The following is a 15,674-nucleotide window of genomic DNA, read 5'->3' as shown; positions in this document are numbered from 1 at the left end:
AATGGCGGAGATCGGAAAGATTCTGGTGGTCATCGAAGCGAACGAAAGCGCTGATAGCGCGGAGCGTCTGGTGACGAAAGCGGGGCAGCTGGCGTGCCGAGTCGGTGCGGTACTGGAGCTCTTTGTTTGTTGCTTCAACCGTGCCCTGGCGGCGACGTACCTCTTTGACCCCGAGGCGCGGCAGCATGCAGAGCAAGGGTTCCTCCATGGCCAGGAAAAACGAATCGAGAGCTTGATCAGCGACTGCCTGCCCGAGGGCGTGGAGGCGACCGGAGACGTGCACTGGGAACGCGACCTGGAGCATGGCATTCTGCAAAAAATCGCTCGTTACGCGCCGGATATGGTGGTCAAAAGCTGTCGTTACCACCCGCTGTTGGAACGGGCCCTGTTCGGCCACCTGGAGGGGCAGTTAATTCGCCACTGCCCGGTGCCGCTGCTGCTGGTAAAAAACCGTGATTGGGGGCGCTCGCCTCAGGTGATGGCAGCGGTGGATCCCCTGCACGATCATGACAAGCCCGAATCACTCGACCGGGCCATCGTTGAGCAGGCGCGGACATTTACCGCGGCCATCGGCGGCCATTTGCACCTCATACACGCCTTTCAGCCGCTTCCCGCATCGGTGGTGTTCGACGACACTCTGGTGTTGGACTACGAAGGGTTCAAGGAAAAACTGCGCGTGCAGCACGAGGAGGCGATGGCGCGGCTGGTGGCCGATAGCGGGCTGGAGGCGCAGACGCCGGTTCACGTGGTTCAGGGGGAGACCGCCAGCGTGCTCCCCGATTGTGTCAACCAGCAGAATGGGGACCTGGTGGTGATGGGATCGGTGGACCGCAGCGGCCTGGATCGCCTGTTTATGGGGAGCACCGCCGAGGATACGCTCAATCGGCTGGAATGCGACCTGCTGGTGGTGAAGCCTCCCGGGTTTCAGGGGCCTGAAGCGGCCCCCTGAAACTCACGGTGAAGAATTGATTCGACGCTTAAAGGTCGAAGGAGGCCCACACCGGCGCGTGGTCGGAGGGCCTTTCCATGGCGCGGATATCGTAGTCGATTCCGCTGTCCTGCAGGCGGGCCATCAGGGGGGCGGTAGCCAGGATTAAATCGATTCGCAGGCCGCGCTTAGGGTCACGGTCGAAACCGCGGCTGCGATAATCAAACCAGCTAAAGCGATCATCAAGGGTCGGGTGACAGTGTCGGAAGCTGTCTGCGAGCCCCCAGCTCTGGAGCCGCTCAAGCCACTCCCGTTCTTCGGGTTGGAAGCTGGTTTTGCCGCTTCGCAGCCAGCGTTTGCGGTTGTCTTCGCCAATCCCGATATCGCAATCCTGGGGGGAAATGTTCATATCACCGATGACCAGCAGCGGCTGCTGCGGCTCGCAGTGACGCTCCAGGTAGTTTTGAAGGTCTGCGTAAAACTTCCGCTTGGCCGGAAACTTGGTGGCGTGGGCAACGTTCTCGCCCTGGGGGAAGTAGCCATTGATCACGGTGAGTGTGGAGCCTTGCGCAGTGGCGTAGCGGCCCAGGATCAAACGTCGCTGGGCGAGCTCATCATCGTCGGGGAAACCCTTTTGGACCTCCAGCGCCGGCTGCTTGGAGATTAAGCAGACCCCGTAGTGGCCTTTCTGGCCGTGGTAGTCGACCTGGTAACCCATGGCCTGAATGGCCTCCACCGGAAACTCGGGATCATCCACCTTGGTTTCCTGAATCCCGATAATATCGGGGTCGTGACGGGCAATCAGCTGCTCGAGCTGATGAAGGCGGGCACGAATGCCGTTGGTATTGAAGGAGATAACTTTCATAGCAGGACCGGGACGGATTCAGGGTGGGCGGCTAACTTATATCAATCCTCGAAGGAAGAAAACCCGGTTTGCGATTGCAGTTGGCTATGGCCCCGGTGTTTCATTCCTATTGGAGGCAGCCCGGGTGAGGGTTTAGAGTAGCGGATTGCAAGCACAGCCAAGGAGAAAAAGCGTGAGCAGTTTTGATTACGATCTGATGGTAATCGGTGCAGGGTCCGGCGGAGTGCGGGCGGCGCGAATGGCGGCCGCAAAAGGCGTGCGGGTGGCCGTGGTCGAAGACCGGTATATGGGCGGCACTTGCGTCAACGTGGGCTGCGTTCCCAAAAAACTCTACGTGTACGCCTCGGAGTATGCCGAGCACTTTCAACAGGCCCGGGGTTTCGGCTGGCAATCAGCGCCGGTTCCCTTCGACTGGCCGACGCTGCGAGACAACAAAAAAGCAGAAATTAGCCGGCTGAACGGCATCTATCAGCGGCTTCTGGAAGGAACCGGGGTCGAGGTGCTGGACGGCAGGGGGCGCGTCACCGGTCCCCAGGAGGTGGCAGTAGGGGAGAGACGTTATCGCTGCGAGCGGATACTGATCGCGACCGGTGGTTGGCCGGTGGTTCCGGACTTCCCCGGTAGCGAGCTGGCCCTGACCTCGAACGAGATCTTTGATCTGGAGACGCTGCCCGAGCGGATGCTAATCGTCGGCGGCGGCTATATCGCGGTCGAATTCGCCGGGATCTTCCACGGCCTGGGAGTCAGTACAACCCAGCTCTACCGGGGCGAGCTTTTCCTGCGCGGATTCGATGAGCAGGTGCGTCGCTTTGTCGCCGATGAGATGGTTAAAAAGGGCGTCGACCTGCGTTTCAACCGGAATGTCAACGCATTGGAGAAGCAGGCTGACGGCTTGATCCTCGCGCGCCTTGACGACGGCAGCACCCAGGTTGCGGATGCCGTGCTCTACGCCACCGGCCGGGCGCCCAACACCCGGGGGCTGGGGTTGGAGGAGGTCGGGGTGGCGCTCGATGCCAAGGGCGCGGTACAGGTCAACGAGCACTACCAGAGCACGGTGCCGTCCATCTACGCCATTGGGGATGTGATCGACCGCCTGCAACTGACGCCTATGGCCCTCGCGGAAGGAATGGTGCTGGTCGATCACCTGTATGGCGAGAACCAGCGCAGGACGTCCTATGAACTGGTGCCCACCGCGGTTTTCAGTCAACCCAATATCGGCACCGTTGGGCTTACCGAGGAGCAGGCGTGCGAGCGCTATTCCAAGCTGGACGTCTACACGGCCGATTTCCGGGCGATGAAACACACCCTGAGCGGGAGTGAGGAGCGTACCCTGATGAAGATGCTGGTCGAGCCCGAAAGCGACCGGGTGGTCGGGGTTCATATGGTGGGCGAGCATGCCGGTGAAATCATCCAGGGGATCGCTGTGGCCTTGAAGGCGGGCGCTACCAAGGCGGTGTTCGACAGTACCATCGGCATTCATCCCACCGCTGCCGAGGAGTTTGTCACCATGCGCACCCCGACCAGAAGCTACCCCGCGGGGGAATCTGCTCAACAATAATGCTGCAGGACAGCGGTGACCTGGGCGTGGTAACTGCCGCCAAAGAGGTTGAGGTGGTTTAACAGGTGATAGAGGTTGTATAGCGCCAGCCGCTCCTGCCAGGCCGGTTGTAGCGGGTTGAGTTCGATGTAGGCGTCATAGAAACGCTGGGGAAAACCACCGAAAAGCCGGGTCATGGCCAGTTCCACCTCCGCCCAGCCCCAGTGGGCCGCGGGGTCGATCAGCACAGGTCGGTCGCGATAGCACAGGTGGTTGCCCGCCCAGAGGTCCCCGTGGATCAGGCTGGGAGGCTGCGTTGGGATTCTGTTCTCCAAATCGGCGGCCAGCTTTTCCAACGAGCTCATTTCCCGGCTGTTTAGCAACCCCCGGTCATGGGCTCTACGCCCCTGGAACAACAGCCGCTGCTCGGCAAAAAAACGGTGGCCGTCACGGTAACGGGGGTTAGGCTGAGGGCTGGCGCCGCAATAGGTGTCCTGCTCAAAGCCGAAACCGGGAGCCGGTCTGAGGTGTAACGCGGCCAGTTGCCGACCGAAGCGCGCCCAGTAGGCAGGGGTCGGTGCCTGCGTGGGGTAGTAGGGCTGCACCAGGGTGTCGCTGGAAGCCCAGAGCACGTGCGCCGCTGAGACGGTGCCGGTTTCCGCCAGCGCCCTGAGACCCGCGGCTTCAGCCGGAAACACATCCTCGGCGACGGCACCCTGCTTGAGTACGTACTCATTGCCCGCTTCGTCTTGGACCAGCCAGATTCCAGGCCCGAGCGGAGCGGTTGGCGTCAGCGTTCCGAGTCCGGAACCTTCCAGGTTCTTTGGCGCGCCCGTTGGCCTCAGGGGCGGGATATTTCGCTGTCCCGGTAGTGGCTGTCCAGCCAGCACCTCGGGAGGGTTTCGCCGGAGGGAAATACCAGCGTGTCCTTACGAATATATTCAGGATCGGGCAAATCCTCGCCCTGTTGAAACTGGACCTGGGTGCGGGCCTCAAAAGGGTTGATCAGCTCCGTCAGGTTCAGTACCTGCACCAAGTGACCGGAACGGGACTCTTTAAGAAACATACATGCATCTCCTGCTGCCTTGTGCCTGATGCATCAAGTATGGAATAAAATCGGCGCGGCGAGGTTCAGGCTGGGTTCAGGCGCAGACAGCTAGGCTGATAGGCATGCTTCTCAAAGCGGAGAGAGGCGCCTTGAAGCCGCCTCGCGGCCGGAGGAATCTTATGAACCGCATCCATGCCCTAGGTGCTACTTTCATTGCGCTGGCACTATCAGCCTCCCCGGTGGCCCAGGCAGATCGCTATCCAGACAGCACGTGGGGTAAGCCGCTAGGCCACCGTGCCCCCGGTTATCTTCGAAACAATCACGGTGAGCTCGAGGCTTACGGTGTTCGGCGCATCGATCGACGAGAAGAGAGGGGGGAGGCCCACGACAGGGGCTATCGTGGCAAGCACCTGAGGCACCGGCATCATGGCTGGGAAGGCCCTTCCCACCAACGGCACCGCTCTCACCATCTGCACGGCTCCCACTTCAGCTACGGCCGTGGTCACCACCGGCATTACCCTTATGGGGTGGGCGGGCGCCATTACCCGGGTTCTGGGTATTTTTCGATCCAAATCTCCCCAAGGGGCTATTCAGGGGGGGCAGCTGTACTACCGCTTCCCGCTTTATCCCCATTATTGAGCGGCCTTTGTCGCGATGGCTAAAAATCGGGCAGGCGAGGGGCAGCAAAAGCCCCGGCCGAAACGGCTGGGGCTTCTGGGCATTGTGTGAAAACTCAGTGTTGGCGGCTGGCCGAGTGGTGCCGCGGGTGGGTCTGTATGAAGTGGACTAACACCTGTTTAAGGGTTTGCTCGTGTGCTTCGTCGCCGTGAGCCCGGGCTGCGCGAATATCGTCGATAATCATCTTGCGAATGGAGCGCTCACCGCCATCGGTATGGATCAGGTATTCGGCGGTGGCAAGTGCCTGAATGCGATCCATGTGCTCGTGCTCGGCAACCGCATCGATCTCTTCCTGAGTCAGATCACACATGTCCAAACAGTCTTCATACGTCAGCATGTTTTGCTCGCCTCGCTAGTTGGGGATCTCCTGCATATGATAGAAGTCAGAGAGGCCGCTGGGCTTGAAGTTTTTTCAGTTAGGCTGCTGGATGGAGAAAATAGACTGCATATCGCAAGGAGGGTTGGTTTTGGAAAATAAACATAAAAACAAATAATTATTAATTTTTATTCACGCGCTTTGTCAGGTCGAAACCTCGTCTCGAACGCGCCGCGGAGCGTTAAGCCGGCAGCCTTGCTGCTACCGGCTCCAGCCCATGGGGTTACAGGGAAAGGCGTTGCTCGTAGCGTTGGACCAGTTGCTGGACCTTGGGCAGGTCGTCTTCGCCAACGAGGCTGCAATAACCCCGGGCGAGGGAATCGAAGCGCTGACGATACTGCGCCTGAGAGAGGTGTTGGGTTCGGGCCTGGTACGCCAGATGGTCGATATCCAAGCGCAATTTGCTGCTTAAATGTTCAAGGTTCATTGCCACCCTCCTTGTCGAGTTGAAATTGTTATTCGTCCGAGCTTCCCTTGCCCGAGGTTTGGGGCTCGCGCCCTGCTCAAATATTATACACCTGCGTAATTTGTGGTTAAAGAGGAGAGGGCTTTTGGTCGCTGCCGCCGGGTCGTCTCAGAACCAGTCCGTCGGCGCTGTGGCTGAGTTCGAGTCGCTTCAACGCACTCATGCCCAGCAGCACCTCTCCGGTCATGTGGGGATTGATGGTCGCGCGTACGTCGTGCAAGGTGAGCGGCCCCAGTCGCAGGCGCTCGATCCGGGTGCGGGAAACGCTGATGGTGCCATTGGCGGTTCTGGCGGAAAAACGCCCTTGGCCTTTCAGTCCGGCTCGGTCGGCGATGGTCTTGGGAATCACGACGTCGCTTGCCCCCGTGTCAATCAGAAAGGTGGCCGGCGTCTCGTCAATGTGCCCGTCAAACAGGTAATGGCCTTGATGGTTGGGCTGTAACAGCAGGGCGCTTCCTCCCGGACCCTCGCGAACGCTAAGTTCGCTGTTGGGGTTGTAACGAGCTTCTTCCCAGCGCCCGAACATCAACGCCAGTAACGCCAGCAGCAGGGCCCAGAAGGCCACCCACATGCCCTGGCCCAGACGCTTTCCGGTGGGGGCGTTCATTGTCCTGTGTGCTCCTTGGCTGTTTGTCCCTGGTTTCAATCACACCTGCAGGCGCGTTATCTAGACTCAGCTTACCAGAGCGGTCAAAGGAGGTTGCGAACATGTTGGAAGAGGTGGAAAGGAACTGCCCTTATTGCGGCTCCAAGGTGGACCTGCGGGTGGAGTGTGGCGTTGAAGAACAGGATTATTACGAGGACTGCCCCCGCTGCTGTCAGCCGATGCTGGTGCACCTGGTGTGCACGGCCGAGGGTGACGTGGAGTTGCTGGAGCTGAAAACCGACCGGGAGTAGCCCGCCGCCCCGAAAGAGGGGCGACGGCCGCTTGTCCGAGGTTGCCGTTACGGCTGGCTGGCTGCCTGAATCGCGGTTAGGGCCACGGTGAATACGATATCCTCCACCAGCGCGCCGCGGGAGAGGTCGTTCACCGGCTTGCGCATGCCCTGGAGCATGGGGCCGATGCTGATGACGTCAGCGCTGCGCTGTACCGCCTTGTAGGTGGTGTTGCCGGTATTGAGATCCGGGAACACGAACACGGTGGCACGGCCTGCCACGGCACTGTCCGGCGCCTTGCTGCGGGCCACGCTCTCCATGATGGCGGCATCGTACTGCAGGGGACCGTCGATCAGCAGGTCGGGGCGTTTTTCCCGGGCCAAGCGGGTGGCGGTGCGCACTTTCTCCACATCGGCGCCCTGCCCGGAGCCGCCGGTGCTGTAACTGATCATCGCGACCCGTGGCGGAATTCCGAAGGCCTGGGCCGAATCGGCGCTCTGAATGGCAATATCCGCCAGCTCCTCAGCGTTGGGATCGGGGTTGATGGCGCAGTCACCGTAGACCAGCACCTGGTCGGGCAGGCACATGAAAAAGACCGAGGAGACCAGGTTGCAGCCCGGTGCGGTTTTTATCAGCTGCAGCGGGGGGCGGATGGTGTTCGCGGTTGTGTGGACCGCACCGCTGACCAGCCCGTCCACATGGCCCATTTCCAGCATCAGCGTGCCCAGCACCACGTTGTCTTCGAGTTGCTCGGCGGCGATCTCAGGGGTGATTCCCTTGTGCTTGCGCAGCTCCACCATGCGCTCCACGTAATGGCTGCGGATCCGCTCGGGATCGAAAATCTCCACGCCGTCGCCCAGACGCACTCCCTGGCCTTCGGCCAGACGTCGGATTTCATCTTCGTTACCCAGCAGGGCGCAGCGGGCAATGCCGCGGTTGGCGCAGATGGCTGCCGCCTTGATGGTGCGAGGCTCGTTGCCTTCGGGCAGAACGATAGTCTTGCCGGCGCGGCGGGCCCGTTCCACCAACTGGTAGCGAAACGCCGGGGGCGAAAGGCGTCGCTCTTGCTTTTGGCTGGCTTGCTCCACCAGCCAGCTGACATCGATAAAAGAGGCGGTAATGCCCTTGATGCGCTCGATCCGGTCCAGGTCGTCGACGGGGACCTCGCGATTGAAACGGGAAATGTGCAGTGCGGTTTGCCAGGCGTCCGAATCGATCATCAGTACCGGCAGGCCGCCGGCCATGGCGTCCTGACACAGGCTCATCACCGCCGCGGAGGGGCGGTAACCACCGGTCAGGACCAAGCCCGCCAGGTCGATGCCGTTAAGCGCGGCCAGGCAGGTCGCGAGGATGATATCCTCCCGGTCGCCGGGGGTGAGCACCAGGGTCCCGGCCTGCAGATCGGGAATGACATTAGCCACGGTGTGGGCACAGATGGTGATGCGCTTGACCCGTCGTTCGCTGAGGTCCCCCCGGTTGATCAGCTCGGCGCCGAGGTACTCGGCGACATCGCTTACTCGAGGGGCGATCATCCGTTCACGCCAGGGGATGCAGCCTAGCAAGCGGAAGTCGTCCTGAAAGAGGGTGGCCTGGGCCCGCACCTGCTCCTCGGTGAGGCTGAAGGCCACCGTCGCGTCTTCGATATCGTTGGGTCGCACCCGCCCATCCCTGTCCACCGGTGCGCTCAGCTTGTTGAGAATGCAGCCCACAACCTGCGGGTCATGGATGCCTCCGTAGGCTCTGGCGGTGATGTCGATATGATCTTCCAGCGCGTCGAGGCTGTCCGTGCCGGGGGCAGCCACCAGCACCACTTCGCAATCCAGGGCGCGGGCGATCTCTTTGTTAATACGTGTGGCGTAGGGTTGGCTGCGGGTGGGCACCATGCCCTCGATAATGACCACCTCGTCGCTGTCCTCGACATGGCGGTCAAAACGTCCAACCACTTCCTCCAGCAATTCGTCGCCCTGATCCTTGCTGAGCAGCTTCTCGGCTTCGCGAATATCGATGGGGTCGGCAATGGGGTGTTTGCACGCAGGCTGTAGCATGGCGATGGAGCGGTCCGCTTCCTCGTGGCCGTCGGTTTGGGCAATGGGCTTGAAAAAATGCACCTGGACGCCTCGGCACTCCAAAGCGTGGAAAAGGCCGAGAACGGTGGTGGTCAGGCCGGTACCAATACCGGTGGGGACGACCATAAGCGTATGGGTCACGGGGGCTCTCTCGTTGTTGCTGGCCCGAATGGGCAAAAAGAATAGCGGGCGCCGTTGAAGTCCCCGCGTTGTAACACGGGAAGAAGAGCGGCCGCTGATGGCTGTTGTTATTTGCGGGTGGTCCGTATTTTACCCTGCTTTTCGCACCTGCACCATTGTTTCAGTGGAGCCTGAAACAATGGTGCAGGCTCCTGCGGGGGAGGGCGAAGGGGAACTCAACTGGTTCTTTGCAGCCGCTGTTCGACGCTCTGCACCTTGTCAGCCATAGACTGGTGGCGGTCGGTGCGGGTGCCGATACGCACCGAGGTGGTGACCCGAGGGGCACCCATTGCGTGGACCACCGCATGGCACTGCTTTACCGCTGCGAAAACCTCGTCCCACTCTCCCTCCACGTTGGTACCGTAAGCGTGCATCTGGTGCTTGAGTCCGGCTTCCTGAAACACCGTCTGGCAGGCCGCGACGTATTCGGAAACGGAAACGCCCACGCCTAGGGGGACCACACAGATGTCTATCATCACGTTCATTGTAAATTCCTTTTTCAAGTTGTTGTTTTCAAACGCTCGCTTGATCTTAGGGTTTATAGCTGTTTGAGCAGCAGGGCTTTTGCCTCGTTGATCCGTGCGGCGAGGTAGTTGCTGCCGCCGCGGTCAGGGTGAACCTTCAGAATCATCCGCTTGTAGGCACTCAGTACCTCGTCCCGGGACGCCCCGGGCTCCAGTCCCAATATGGCCCAGGCCTCGCTGAGACTCATGGCCCCTGCGGCAGGGGCTTCGTCTGCACCCTCCCGACTCTCTTCGCGATCTTGCCATTCTTGTGCGCAATGACGCTGAATATAGGCATCCAGCAGGCGAATGGCCTGGGGGTCTTGCGTCTGGCACAGGGAATAAAGGTCCTTGAGCTGATCGATCGAAAGTTCGCCGAGGCGTTTTTCTGCATAGGGCCCGCCGGTGATGAGGCCCTCGATATCGCCGCTGTCGTGGTCCAGGGTCATGCTCAGCCACTGGGTTTGCACCGTCGACTGCTGCCCTGTTTGGCGTTGACTGGCCTGCCGGCGTCGGCGCTGTTGTTGCAGAAAAGGCAGAAACCGCAGCAGAGAGAGCAGGTAGGGCAGCAAGCGGCGGGCAAACGGGAAGAGTGCGGCGCCGGCGGCAGCCAGCCAGTGCAAACGCCCCGTCAGCGCCAGCCACAGCACGGCGCCCACCAGGAGGATAACCAGTAGCCGCCACAGGAAGGGGACCCCGTAGCGGGGCGCTCGCCGGATAAACTCGCGTATCCCGAGATACAGTAATCCTACGGCCAGGGCGATCAGCACCAGGTTCACGATTTGGGCGCCTCCAGTTGTTGGCGCACCTGGGCGATCAGCGGCGCTTCGCCTCGAATCGCGCTAAGCGCCGCGAGCCCCCCCGTGGCGTAGGTGGCAACGGCGTTAAGCAGGGCAGCGAGCTGCGCCGGACTGCTGCTGTCAAAACGACAGTGAGCGCCCCGGCTGAGCCGAGCCATCTGCTTAAAGCCCTGTTCCGCGGTGCTGTCGTCACCCTCCTGAAATAGAAACAGCGGCACCCCCAGCAGCCCCAGTTCACCGGCCAGCTGGCACAGCGCGTCGATAGGTTCCTCCAGGCAGTCGCCGATAAACACCAGTGCGTTTACCGCCTCCTTCTGGTGTTCACGGCGTACGTGGCGCAGCACCCGCCCAATCTGGGTGTGCCCCCCCAGGCACTGCACCGCTGACATGGCGCGAAGCAGTCCGCTGGCCTCTCGGTGCCAGCGGCTTACTCGGAATTCGTCATAGCCCCGGTAGAAGCAGAGCTGCACATCCAGGGTGCCCAGCCCACGCGTGCGGGTAAACATGTCTCCCTGCAGCTGACAAGCCCGATCCCAGGTGGGCTGGCGGCTGGCGGTCGCGTCCATGGCGAAAATCAGTCGCCCGCGGCCGCAGCCTTTGGGAACAGGCGGGGTGTTTTTAACCTGCTGCAGGAACTGGTCGATTTGATTGGCGGGGCTGGGAGGCTGATTCTTCGGCATCGCCACCTCGGGTTCTCAGGACTTGATCCATAGAATGGGGGCAGGCTGAGATGAAAGTCAACGCAGCGGGTATCCCCCTCTGTTTGTTGGAGGCTGCCTGCCCCGTGGGTGTTCCCGGTCCTTTGCCTTGGGCCGGGTCGCCGCTAGGGCGCGGGCTGGCATTGACCCTTAAGAGCCAAGGATCAGGACTGATCGAGTTCCTGCAGCACCAGGCGCTCTTCGAGTCGCGCCTTGAGCAGCTTGAACAGGCGGATGGAGGCTTCGATCTCCTCCTTGCGGTTGGTCAGGCTCTCGATATTCAGTCCGATCGGAATCTGGTAGGGCAGGCAGGCGTCCAGAATCAGGTCCAGGTTGCGCCGGCAGATGCGGACCGACTCGCTGAGCGGGTTGGGAGCGTTCAGTATCTGTGCCGCCGTCGCCTTGGACACGGAGATTCCCAGCCACTCCATGAATGCCAGGGTCTTGGCGCTGCCGCAGGGCGTGAAGGTGAGGATCACCCGGTTGGGCCGGCGGTTCTCAGCGCGGCACTGGGCGCCATACTCGTGCAGCAGATCGATGGTAGCGGGAGCGTCGTAAACCGCCTGGGAGATGAAGTACTGACACCCCTTGGCCGTCTTCTCCAGCAGGCGCTGATGTTCGTTGCCTTTCTTTGCGTGTCGCTCGGCGATAGTGACACCGCCCAGATTGAAGGCCAGGTCGATCTCGGCAGTGGCTTGGTAGGCATCGGACAGGGAGAGCTGAATGTCCGCGGTTTGCGACGGGCTGCCGACCAAGACCAGGTTGCGTACCCCGTACTTGTCCCAGGCTTCGGCCAGCCACTGCTCGAAACTTGCCCGGTCACGCTGGGATACGCTCTTGTAGGTGATGGTTTCACGCCCGCTTTTTTCCTGCAGCAAGGCAGCGTAGGCGCGCGGGTCCCGGGTGCCGATGAAAGGGAAGGGACGGGGCGTATCAACTCGGCTGCTCTCGTCCTGAATGTCATAGACGATAAGGCCGTCGTACTCGAGCTGCGTCAGGCGGGCTAACAGCTTGTCTGCAATCTCGGCCATTTGCTGGTCGTCGGTGCGTGCCTTGGGCGGTGTCGTGCCCAAAAAGTAGACCCCACGGCTGGGATCGTTCAGTTTACTGTGCAGCGACTCGGCCATTAGATAACTCCCGGCGGACGTAAAGTGGTGAAGCTGGTTTGATCGCGAAACAGTATAACTGGGGCTTTGTTCGCGTTGAATTCGTTATAAGGGAAATATTCTCACGTTCAATTGAACGAAATTGATAGGTACGTAAAAGTAAGTAAATATAGGTCCGCAATGACCTTTTAAAGCTCCTGTAACAGACGTGGAACCCGTGCGTCTAATTCAGCGTGCGATGTTCGATGAGGTGAAGCCCTAATGACCCGATGTTCGTCGGTCCCCGAGCCAACCCTGGTAATCCTGTGTAAACGGCCGACGCTGACCGAAGGCAAGCAGCGGCTGGCGCCGGCCCTCGGCGCAGAGCTTACCCGGCGGCTGGCGCAGGCTCTGTTGAATTGTGCGCTGGAAGACGCGGCACAGTGGCCAGGCCCCGTGGTTATTTCCCCGGCGCGTACCGAGGACCGGGATTGGGCCGCGAACCTGCCGGTCGGCGCCTGTGTGCTCCCCCAGGGCGAGGGCAACCTCGGTGCGCGGATTAACCGCCTTGACAGCCAGTTGCGTGCGTTGGGCCACCAGCGCTTGGTCTATATCGGAACCGATGCTCCCGGGCTGGACTCGGGGCATTACAGTGCCGTTCGTCGGGAGCTCGCCCGGTCGCCGGTGGTGCTTTCGGCGGCGGCGGACGGCGGGGTGGTGCTGATGGCCAGTCGTGAGCCCTGGCCTGAGCTGGAGGCGCTTCCATGGAGTACGGCTACTTTGGGTGAAGCCCTGCATGCGTGCTGCCTACAGGGGGGGCTTAAGGTGACGTACACCGCCCCGGGCTACGATGTGGATCTGGTCGAGGATCTACCCCGGTTGCGGGAAGACCTGTCCGGGGACCCCCGTGCCGCCCGCCAGCGTTTGTTGGCACTGCTAGATGTCCTGCCGCGCCCGCGGGTGCGATCCGCCTGAGTTGTTGCAACAGATAGGTTTCAACAGATAGGTTTCAAGAGAGAAACTGATGCAACGTATTCGAACGCAAAGCTGGTTTCAAACCGCAGATGGCGAACCCCGGGGGTATATTGATCCCCATGCCCTGCGCGAACTCTGGTTCCACACCGGCACCGCCTGCAACCTGGCCTGCGACTTCTGTCTCGAGGGCTCGTCCCCCGGCGACAAACGCCTGGAATTGGTCCGCTTTGAAGATGTGACGCCGTTTATCGACGAGGCCCTGGAGTTGGGCGTCGAGCAGTTCTCCTTTACCGGTGGCGAGCCCTTCCTGGCCAAGCAATTGATTAAGATTCTTGAGTATGCGTCCCGTTTTCGTCCCTGTCTGGTGCTGACCAACGGCACCGCCCCCCTGCAGCGGCGCTTCGAGCAGCTCCTGTCGCTGCGCCACTCTCTTCATCCCATCCATTTTCGGGTCAGTCTGGATGCTCCCGATGAGGTTACCCACGATGACGGGCGCGGAGAGGGCACCTTTGAGGCGGCGCTCAAAGGAATGGCGATGCTGCACGAGGCGGGGTTTCGGGTCTCTGTGGCACGGCATATGGCCGATGGGGAGGACAGCGTCGCGGTGGAGAGCGACTACCGCCGCTTGCTCGCAGCCCGGGGGCTGCCGGAAGATCTTCACCTCGTGGCATTTCCGGATTTCGCAACGCCCGGCAGCCACCCGCAGGTGCCCCAGGTCACCCGTCACTGTATGACCACCTACCAGGACGAAGAGGGGCGTCGCCAGTTCATGTGCGCTTACAGCAAGATGGTGGTCAAGCGCCAGGGGCAGATGCGGGTCTATGCCTGCACCCTGGTGGACGACGATGAAGACTATGATCTGGGCGGCACGCTGCGCCAGGCCATGGAGCAGCGCATCAGCATGAAACACCACCGCTGCTACAGCTGTTTCGCCTACGGTGCGTCCTGCAGCGAAGCCTAAATCCCCACCCCCGGAATACCACGGAACTACGAAGGAGACTTGTGTGCTAGCAATTATCGGCGGGACCGGAATTTACCAGTTGGAGGGCCTCACCGTGATCCGGGAACGGCACCTTGAAACCCCGTTTGGGGCGCCCTCCGCGCCGGTGGTAGAAGGACGGCTTGGGGACACGCCCTTGCTCTTTTTGCCCCGCCATGGCGCGGGGCACCGGTTGCTGCCCTCGGAGATCAACTACCGGGCCAACATCTGGGCGCTGAAAAAAGCCGGCGCTACCCGGGTGCTTGGCCTTTCCGCCGTGGGCAGCCTGAGGCGGGAGATCGCGCCGGGGGACCTGGCGGTGCCTGCGCAGTACTTTGACTTCATCAAGGGGCCGCGTCATAAAACCTTCTTTGGGGAGGGACTGGTGGCCCACGTGTCGACGGCCGAACCCACATGCCGGCAGTTGAGTCGCGCCCTGGCCGAAGCCGGTGAGGGGCTCGAGCGGCCGATTCACCAGGGCAAGACATACGCCTGTGTAGACGGCCCGCGGCTGGGAACCCGGGCGGAAAGCCTGTTTCTGCGCGACGCCGCCAACTGTGACCTGGTGGGCATGACCAATGTTCCGGAGGTATTTCTGGCCCGCGAGGCGCAGCTCTGTTACGCGACCCTGTCCATTACCACCGATTACGACTGCTGGATGGACGATCCGGCCCAGCATGTCAGCGTGGAACAGGTGATCGCCCGTTATGGCGCCAGCCTGGAAAGGGCCAAGGGAGTGGTCAAAGCCCTGGCCGAGAGGTGGGATGGCGCTCAGGATTGTACCTGTCGCCACAGCCTGGACAGCGCCGTGCTCACGCCCCGGGAGAGTCTGAACGAGGCGCAACAGGCGCTGCTGAACCTGCTCCGGCGCTGAGGTGGCGGTTTCCTTGCCGACGCAAACGAGTGCCGCGTCCCCGTCTGTATCTGTCATCATCCCTCTGGGGCCCGCCGAGACCGGCCTCGGCCGCTTGTCGGGTGACCTGCTGTTGCTGCCTCCAAGCTGGGAGGTGGTGTTGGTGGGGTGCCCCGAGAATCGTTCACGTTTTGGTCCTCAGCAACACGACTCGAAGGTTCTGGCCCGTCCCTTTGTCTGGCATGAAACAACTGCCGGCCGAGGGCGACAGATGAATGCCGGCGCCAAGCTGGCGCGTGGGCATTATCTCTGGTTTTTACACGTCGACTCGGGCTTCGGGCCGGAGCTGGTGACTGCCCTGCAGCAAGCGCTGAGGCTTCACTCCCGGGCGCTGCTATTTTGCCGGCTCCGGTTTATGAATGACGGCCCGGGCGCCATGCGCTTCAACGAGTGGGGAGTGGCCTTACGGGCCAACCTGCTGGGAATTCCCTTTGGCGATCAGGGTTTTTGCCTTGAACGTCAGCGCTTCTGGGAACTGGGAGGGTATTGCGAGCAAGCCCTTTACGGGGAAGACCACCTGCTTCTCTGGCGCGCGCGACGGTCCGGCCTGTCCCCGCGTCTGTGTCCGGCCCCGTTGCTCACCAGCGCCCGCAAATACCGCCAGGTTGGCTGGGGGCGCCTGACCTGGCGTTACCAGTGGCTCTGGTTGCGCCAAGCCCTGCCGCAGCTCTGGTTACTCCTGCTGGGGCGCTGACATCCGC

The 15,674-nt window shown here is 61.4% G+C and carries 18 protein-coding genes; 7 read left to right on the top strand and 11 right to left on the bottom strand.

The window, feature by feature from the left end:
- Position 1 precedes the first annotated feature (1 nt).
- On the top strand, positions 2–949 hold the full coding sequence (locus JGZ97_RS13075) for a universal stress protein (RefSeq protein ID WP_207063085.1): 948 nt from the start codon (positions 2–4) through the stop codon (positions 947–949).
- A 28-nt stretch (positions 950–977) separates the two neighbouring features.
- Here the strand turns inward: JGZ97_RS13075 and xthA are convergent, their stop codons facing one another.
- Positions 978–1,793, bottom strand: a complete 816-nt coding sequence (gene xthA, locus JGZ97_RS13070; RefSeq protein WP_207063084.1) for an exodeoxyribonuclease III — start codon at positions 1,791–1,793, stop codon at positions 978–980.
- A gap of 172 nt (positions 1,794–1,965) precedes the next feature.
- On the opposite strand from xthA, the gene gor reads away from it, so the two are divergent.
- Entirely contained in the window at positions 1,966–3,351 is a 1,386-nt protein-coding gene (gene gor / locus JGZ97_RS13065; protein WP_207063083.1) for a glutathione-disulfide reductase, read from the top strand.
- Here gor and JGZ97_RS13060 read toward each other — a convergent pair.
- The 5 genes from JGZ97_RS13060 to JGZ97_RS13040 form a co-directional block, all read right to left on the bottom strand.
- Positions 3,342–4,220: a fructosamine kinase family protein gene (locus tag JGZ97_RS13060; RefSeq protein WP_207063082.1), complete on the bottom strand. Its 879-nt coding sequence runs from the start codon at positions 4,218–4,220 to the stop codon at positions 3,342–3,344. The genes gor and JGZ97_RS13060 overlap by 10 nt on opposite strands.
- The gene (locus JGZ97_RS13055; RefSeq protein WP_207063081.1) at positions 4,172–4,396 is read right to left on the bottom strand and encodes an acetyltransferase; all 225 of its coding nucleotides are present in this window, start codon (positions 4,394–4,396) and stop codon (positions 4,172–4,174) included. Before JGZ97_RS13055 ends, JGZ97_RS13060 begins: the two co-directional genes overlap by 49 nt.
- A gap of 715 nt (positions 4,397–5,111) precedes the next feature.
- Complete coding sequence (locus tag JGZ97_RS13050; RefSeq protein WP_207063080.1) at positions 5,112–5,393, bottom strand: hypothetical protein; 282 nt, start codon at positions 5,391–5,393, stop codon at positions 5,112–5,114.
- Between the two features lie 262 nt (positions 5,394–5,655).
- Positions 5,656–5,859 (bottom strand): hypothetical protein, encoded by a 204-nt coding sequence (locus JGZ97_RS13045; RefSeq protein WP_207063079.1) that lies wholly within the window; start codon positions 5,857–5,859, stop codon positions 5,656–5,658.
- 106 nt (positions 5,860–5,965) lie between these two features.
- Entirely contained in the window at positions 5,966–6,505 is a 540-nt protein-coding gene (locus JGZ97_RS13040) for a TIGR02281 family clan AA aspartic protease (protein WP_207063078.1), read from the bottom strand.
- A gap of 101 nt (positions 6,506–6,606) precedes the next feature.
- Here JGZ97_RS13040 and JGZ97_RS13035 point away from each other — a divergent pair, with 101 nt between their 5' ends.
- Positions 6,607–6,795 (top strand): CPXCG motif-containing cysteine-rich protein, encoded by a 189-nt coding sequence (locus JGZ97_RS13035; RefSeq protein ID WP_207063077.1) that lies wholly within the window; start codon positions 6,607–6,609, stop codon positions 6,793–6,795.
- A 47-nt stretch (positions 6,796–6,842) separates the two neighbouring features.
- Here the strand turns inward: JGZ97_RS13035 and pta are convergent, their stop codons facing one another.
- From pta to JGZ97_RS13010, 5 genes are all read right to left on the bottom strand, one after another.
- Positions 6,843–8,981 (bottom strand): phosphate acetyltransferase, encoded by a 2,139-nt coding sequence (gene pta, locus JGZ97_RS13030; RefSeq protein ID WP_370584063.1) that lies wholly within the window; start codon positions 8,979–8,981, stop codon positions 6,843–6,845.
- A 215-nt stretch (positions 8,982–9,196) separates the two neighbouring features.
- Positions 9,197–9,505: an MTH1187 family thiamine-binding protein gene (locus JGZ97_RS13025; protein ID WP_207063076.1), complete on the bottom strand. Its 309-nt coding sequence runs from the start codon at positions 9,503–9,505 to the stop codon at positions 9,197–9,199.
- A gap of 53 nt (positions 9,506–9,558) precedes the next feature.
- A complete protein-coding gene (locus JGZ97_RS13020; RefSeq protein WP_207063075.1) occupies positions 9,559–10,302 on the bottom strand; it encodes a DnaJ domain-containing protein in 744 nt (247 codons plus the stop codon).
- Positions 10,299–11,003 carry a VWA domain-containing protein gene (locus tag JGZ97_RS13015; RefSeq protein ID WP_207063074.1) on the bottom strand — a complete coding sequence of 235 codons (705 nt, stop codon included), beginning with the start codon at positions 11,001–11,003 and terminating at the stop codon, positions 10,299–10,301. Before JGZ97_RS13015 ends, JGZ97_RS13020 begins: the two co-directional genes overlap by 4 nt.
- A 182-nt stretch (positions 11,004–11,185) precedes the next feature.
- Complete coding sequence (locus JGZ97_RS13010) at positions 11,186–12,148, bottom strand: methylenetetrahydrofolate reductase (protein WP_207063073.1); 963 nt, start codon at positions 12,146–12,148, stop codon at positions 11,186–11,188.
- A gap of 240 nt (positions 12,149–12,388) precedes the next feature.
- Between JGZ97_RS13010 and JGZ97_RS13005 the strand changes: the two genes are divergently transcribed.
- The 4 genes from JGZ97_RS13005 to JGZ97_RS12990 are packed head-to-tail and all read left to right on the top strand — an operon-like array spanning position 12,389 to position 15,667.
- Entirely contained in the window at positions 12,389–13,081 is a 693-nt protein-coding gene (locus JGZ97_RS13005) for a DUF2064 domain-containing protein (protein WP_207063072.1), read from the top strand.
- Positions 13,082–13,130: 49 nt separating this feature from the next.
- Positions 13,131–14,042, top strand: a complete 912-nt coding sequence (locus JGZ97_RS13000) for a radical SAM protein (RefSeq protein WP_207063071.1) — start codon at positions 13,131–13,133, stop codon at positions 14,040–14,042.
- Positions 14,043–14,085: 43 nt separating this feature from the next.
- Positions 14,086–14,934, top strand: a complete 849-nt coding sequence (gene mtnP / locus JGZ97_RS12995; protein ID WP_207063070.1) for an S-methyl-5'-thioadenosine phosphorylase — start codon at positions 14,086–14,088, stop codon at positions 14,932–14,934.
- Positions 14,935–14,947: 13 nt separating this feature from the next.
- Positions 14,948–15,667, top strand: coding sequence for a hypothetical protein (locus JGZ97_RS12990; RefSeq protein ID WP_207063069.1), 720 nt, complete (start codon positions 14,948–14,950; stop codon positions 15,665–15,667).
- Positions 15,668–15,674 lie beyond the last annotated feature (7 nt).

It is taken from the genome of Motiliproteus sp. SC1-56 (genome assembly GCF_017309075.1).
Taxonomy (GTDB): Bacteria; Pseudomonadota; Gammaproteobacteria; order Pseudomonadales; family Balneatricaceae; genus Motiliproteus.
The sequence above is the reverse complement of the archived record's forward strand: the minus strand, read 5'-3'. Positions and strand labels throughout refer to the sequence as shown.

Bases quoted from the DNA above. Each gene is read 5' to 3' on its own strand.
- JGZ97_RS13075 (WP_207063085.1), top strand. From the start codon at position 2: ATGGCGGAGATCGGAAAGATTCTGGTGGTCATCGAAGCGAACGAAAGC.
- xthA (WP_207063084.1), bottom strand. From the start codon at position 1,793: ATGAAAGTTATCTCCTTCAATACCAACGGCATTCGTGCCCGCCTTCAT.
- JGZ97_RS13055 (WP_207063081.1), bottom strand. From the start codon at position 4,396: ATGTTTCTTAAAGAGTCCCGTTCCGGTCACTTGGTGCAGGTACTGAAC.
- JGZ97_RS13050 (WP_207063080.1), bottom strand. From the start codon at position 5,393: ATGCTGACGTATGAAGACTGTTTGGACATGTGTGATCTGACTCAGGAA.
- JGZ97_RS13045 (WP_207063079.1), bottom strand. From the start codon at position 5,859: ATGAACCTTGAACATTTAAGCAGCAAATTGCGCTTGGATATCGACCAT.
- JGZ97_RS13040 (WP_207063078.1), bottom strand. From the start codon at position 6,505: ATGAACGCCCCCACCGGAAAGCGTCTGGGCCAGGGCATGTGGGTGGCC.
- JGZ97_RS13035 (WP_207063077.1), top strand. From the start codon at position 6,607: ATGTTGGAAGAGGTGGAAAGGAACTGCCCTTATTGCGGCTCCAAGGTG.
- JGZ97_RS13025 (WP_207063076.1), bottom strand. From the start codon at position 9,505: ATGAACGTGATGATAGACATCTGTGTGGTCCCCCTAGGCGTGGGCGTT.
- JGZ97_RS13015 (WP_207063074.1), bottom strand. From the start codon at position 11,003: ATGCCGAAGAATCAGCCTCCCAGCCCCGCCAATCAAATCGACCAGTTC.
- JGZ97_RS13010 (WP_207063073.1), bottom strand. From the start codon at position 12,148: ATGGCCGAGTCGCTGCACAGTAAACTGAACGATCCCAGCCGTGGGGTC.
- JGZ97_RS13005 (WP_207063072.1), top strand. From the start codon at position 12,389: ATGACCCGATGTTCGTCGGTCCCCGAGCCAACCCTGGTAATCCTGTGT.
- JGZ97_RS13000 (WP_207063071.1), top strand. From the start codon at position 13,131: ATGCAACGTATTCGAACGCAAAGCTGGTTTCAAACCGCAGATGGCGAA.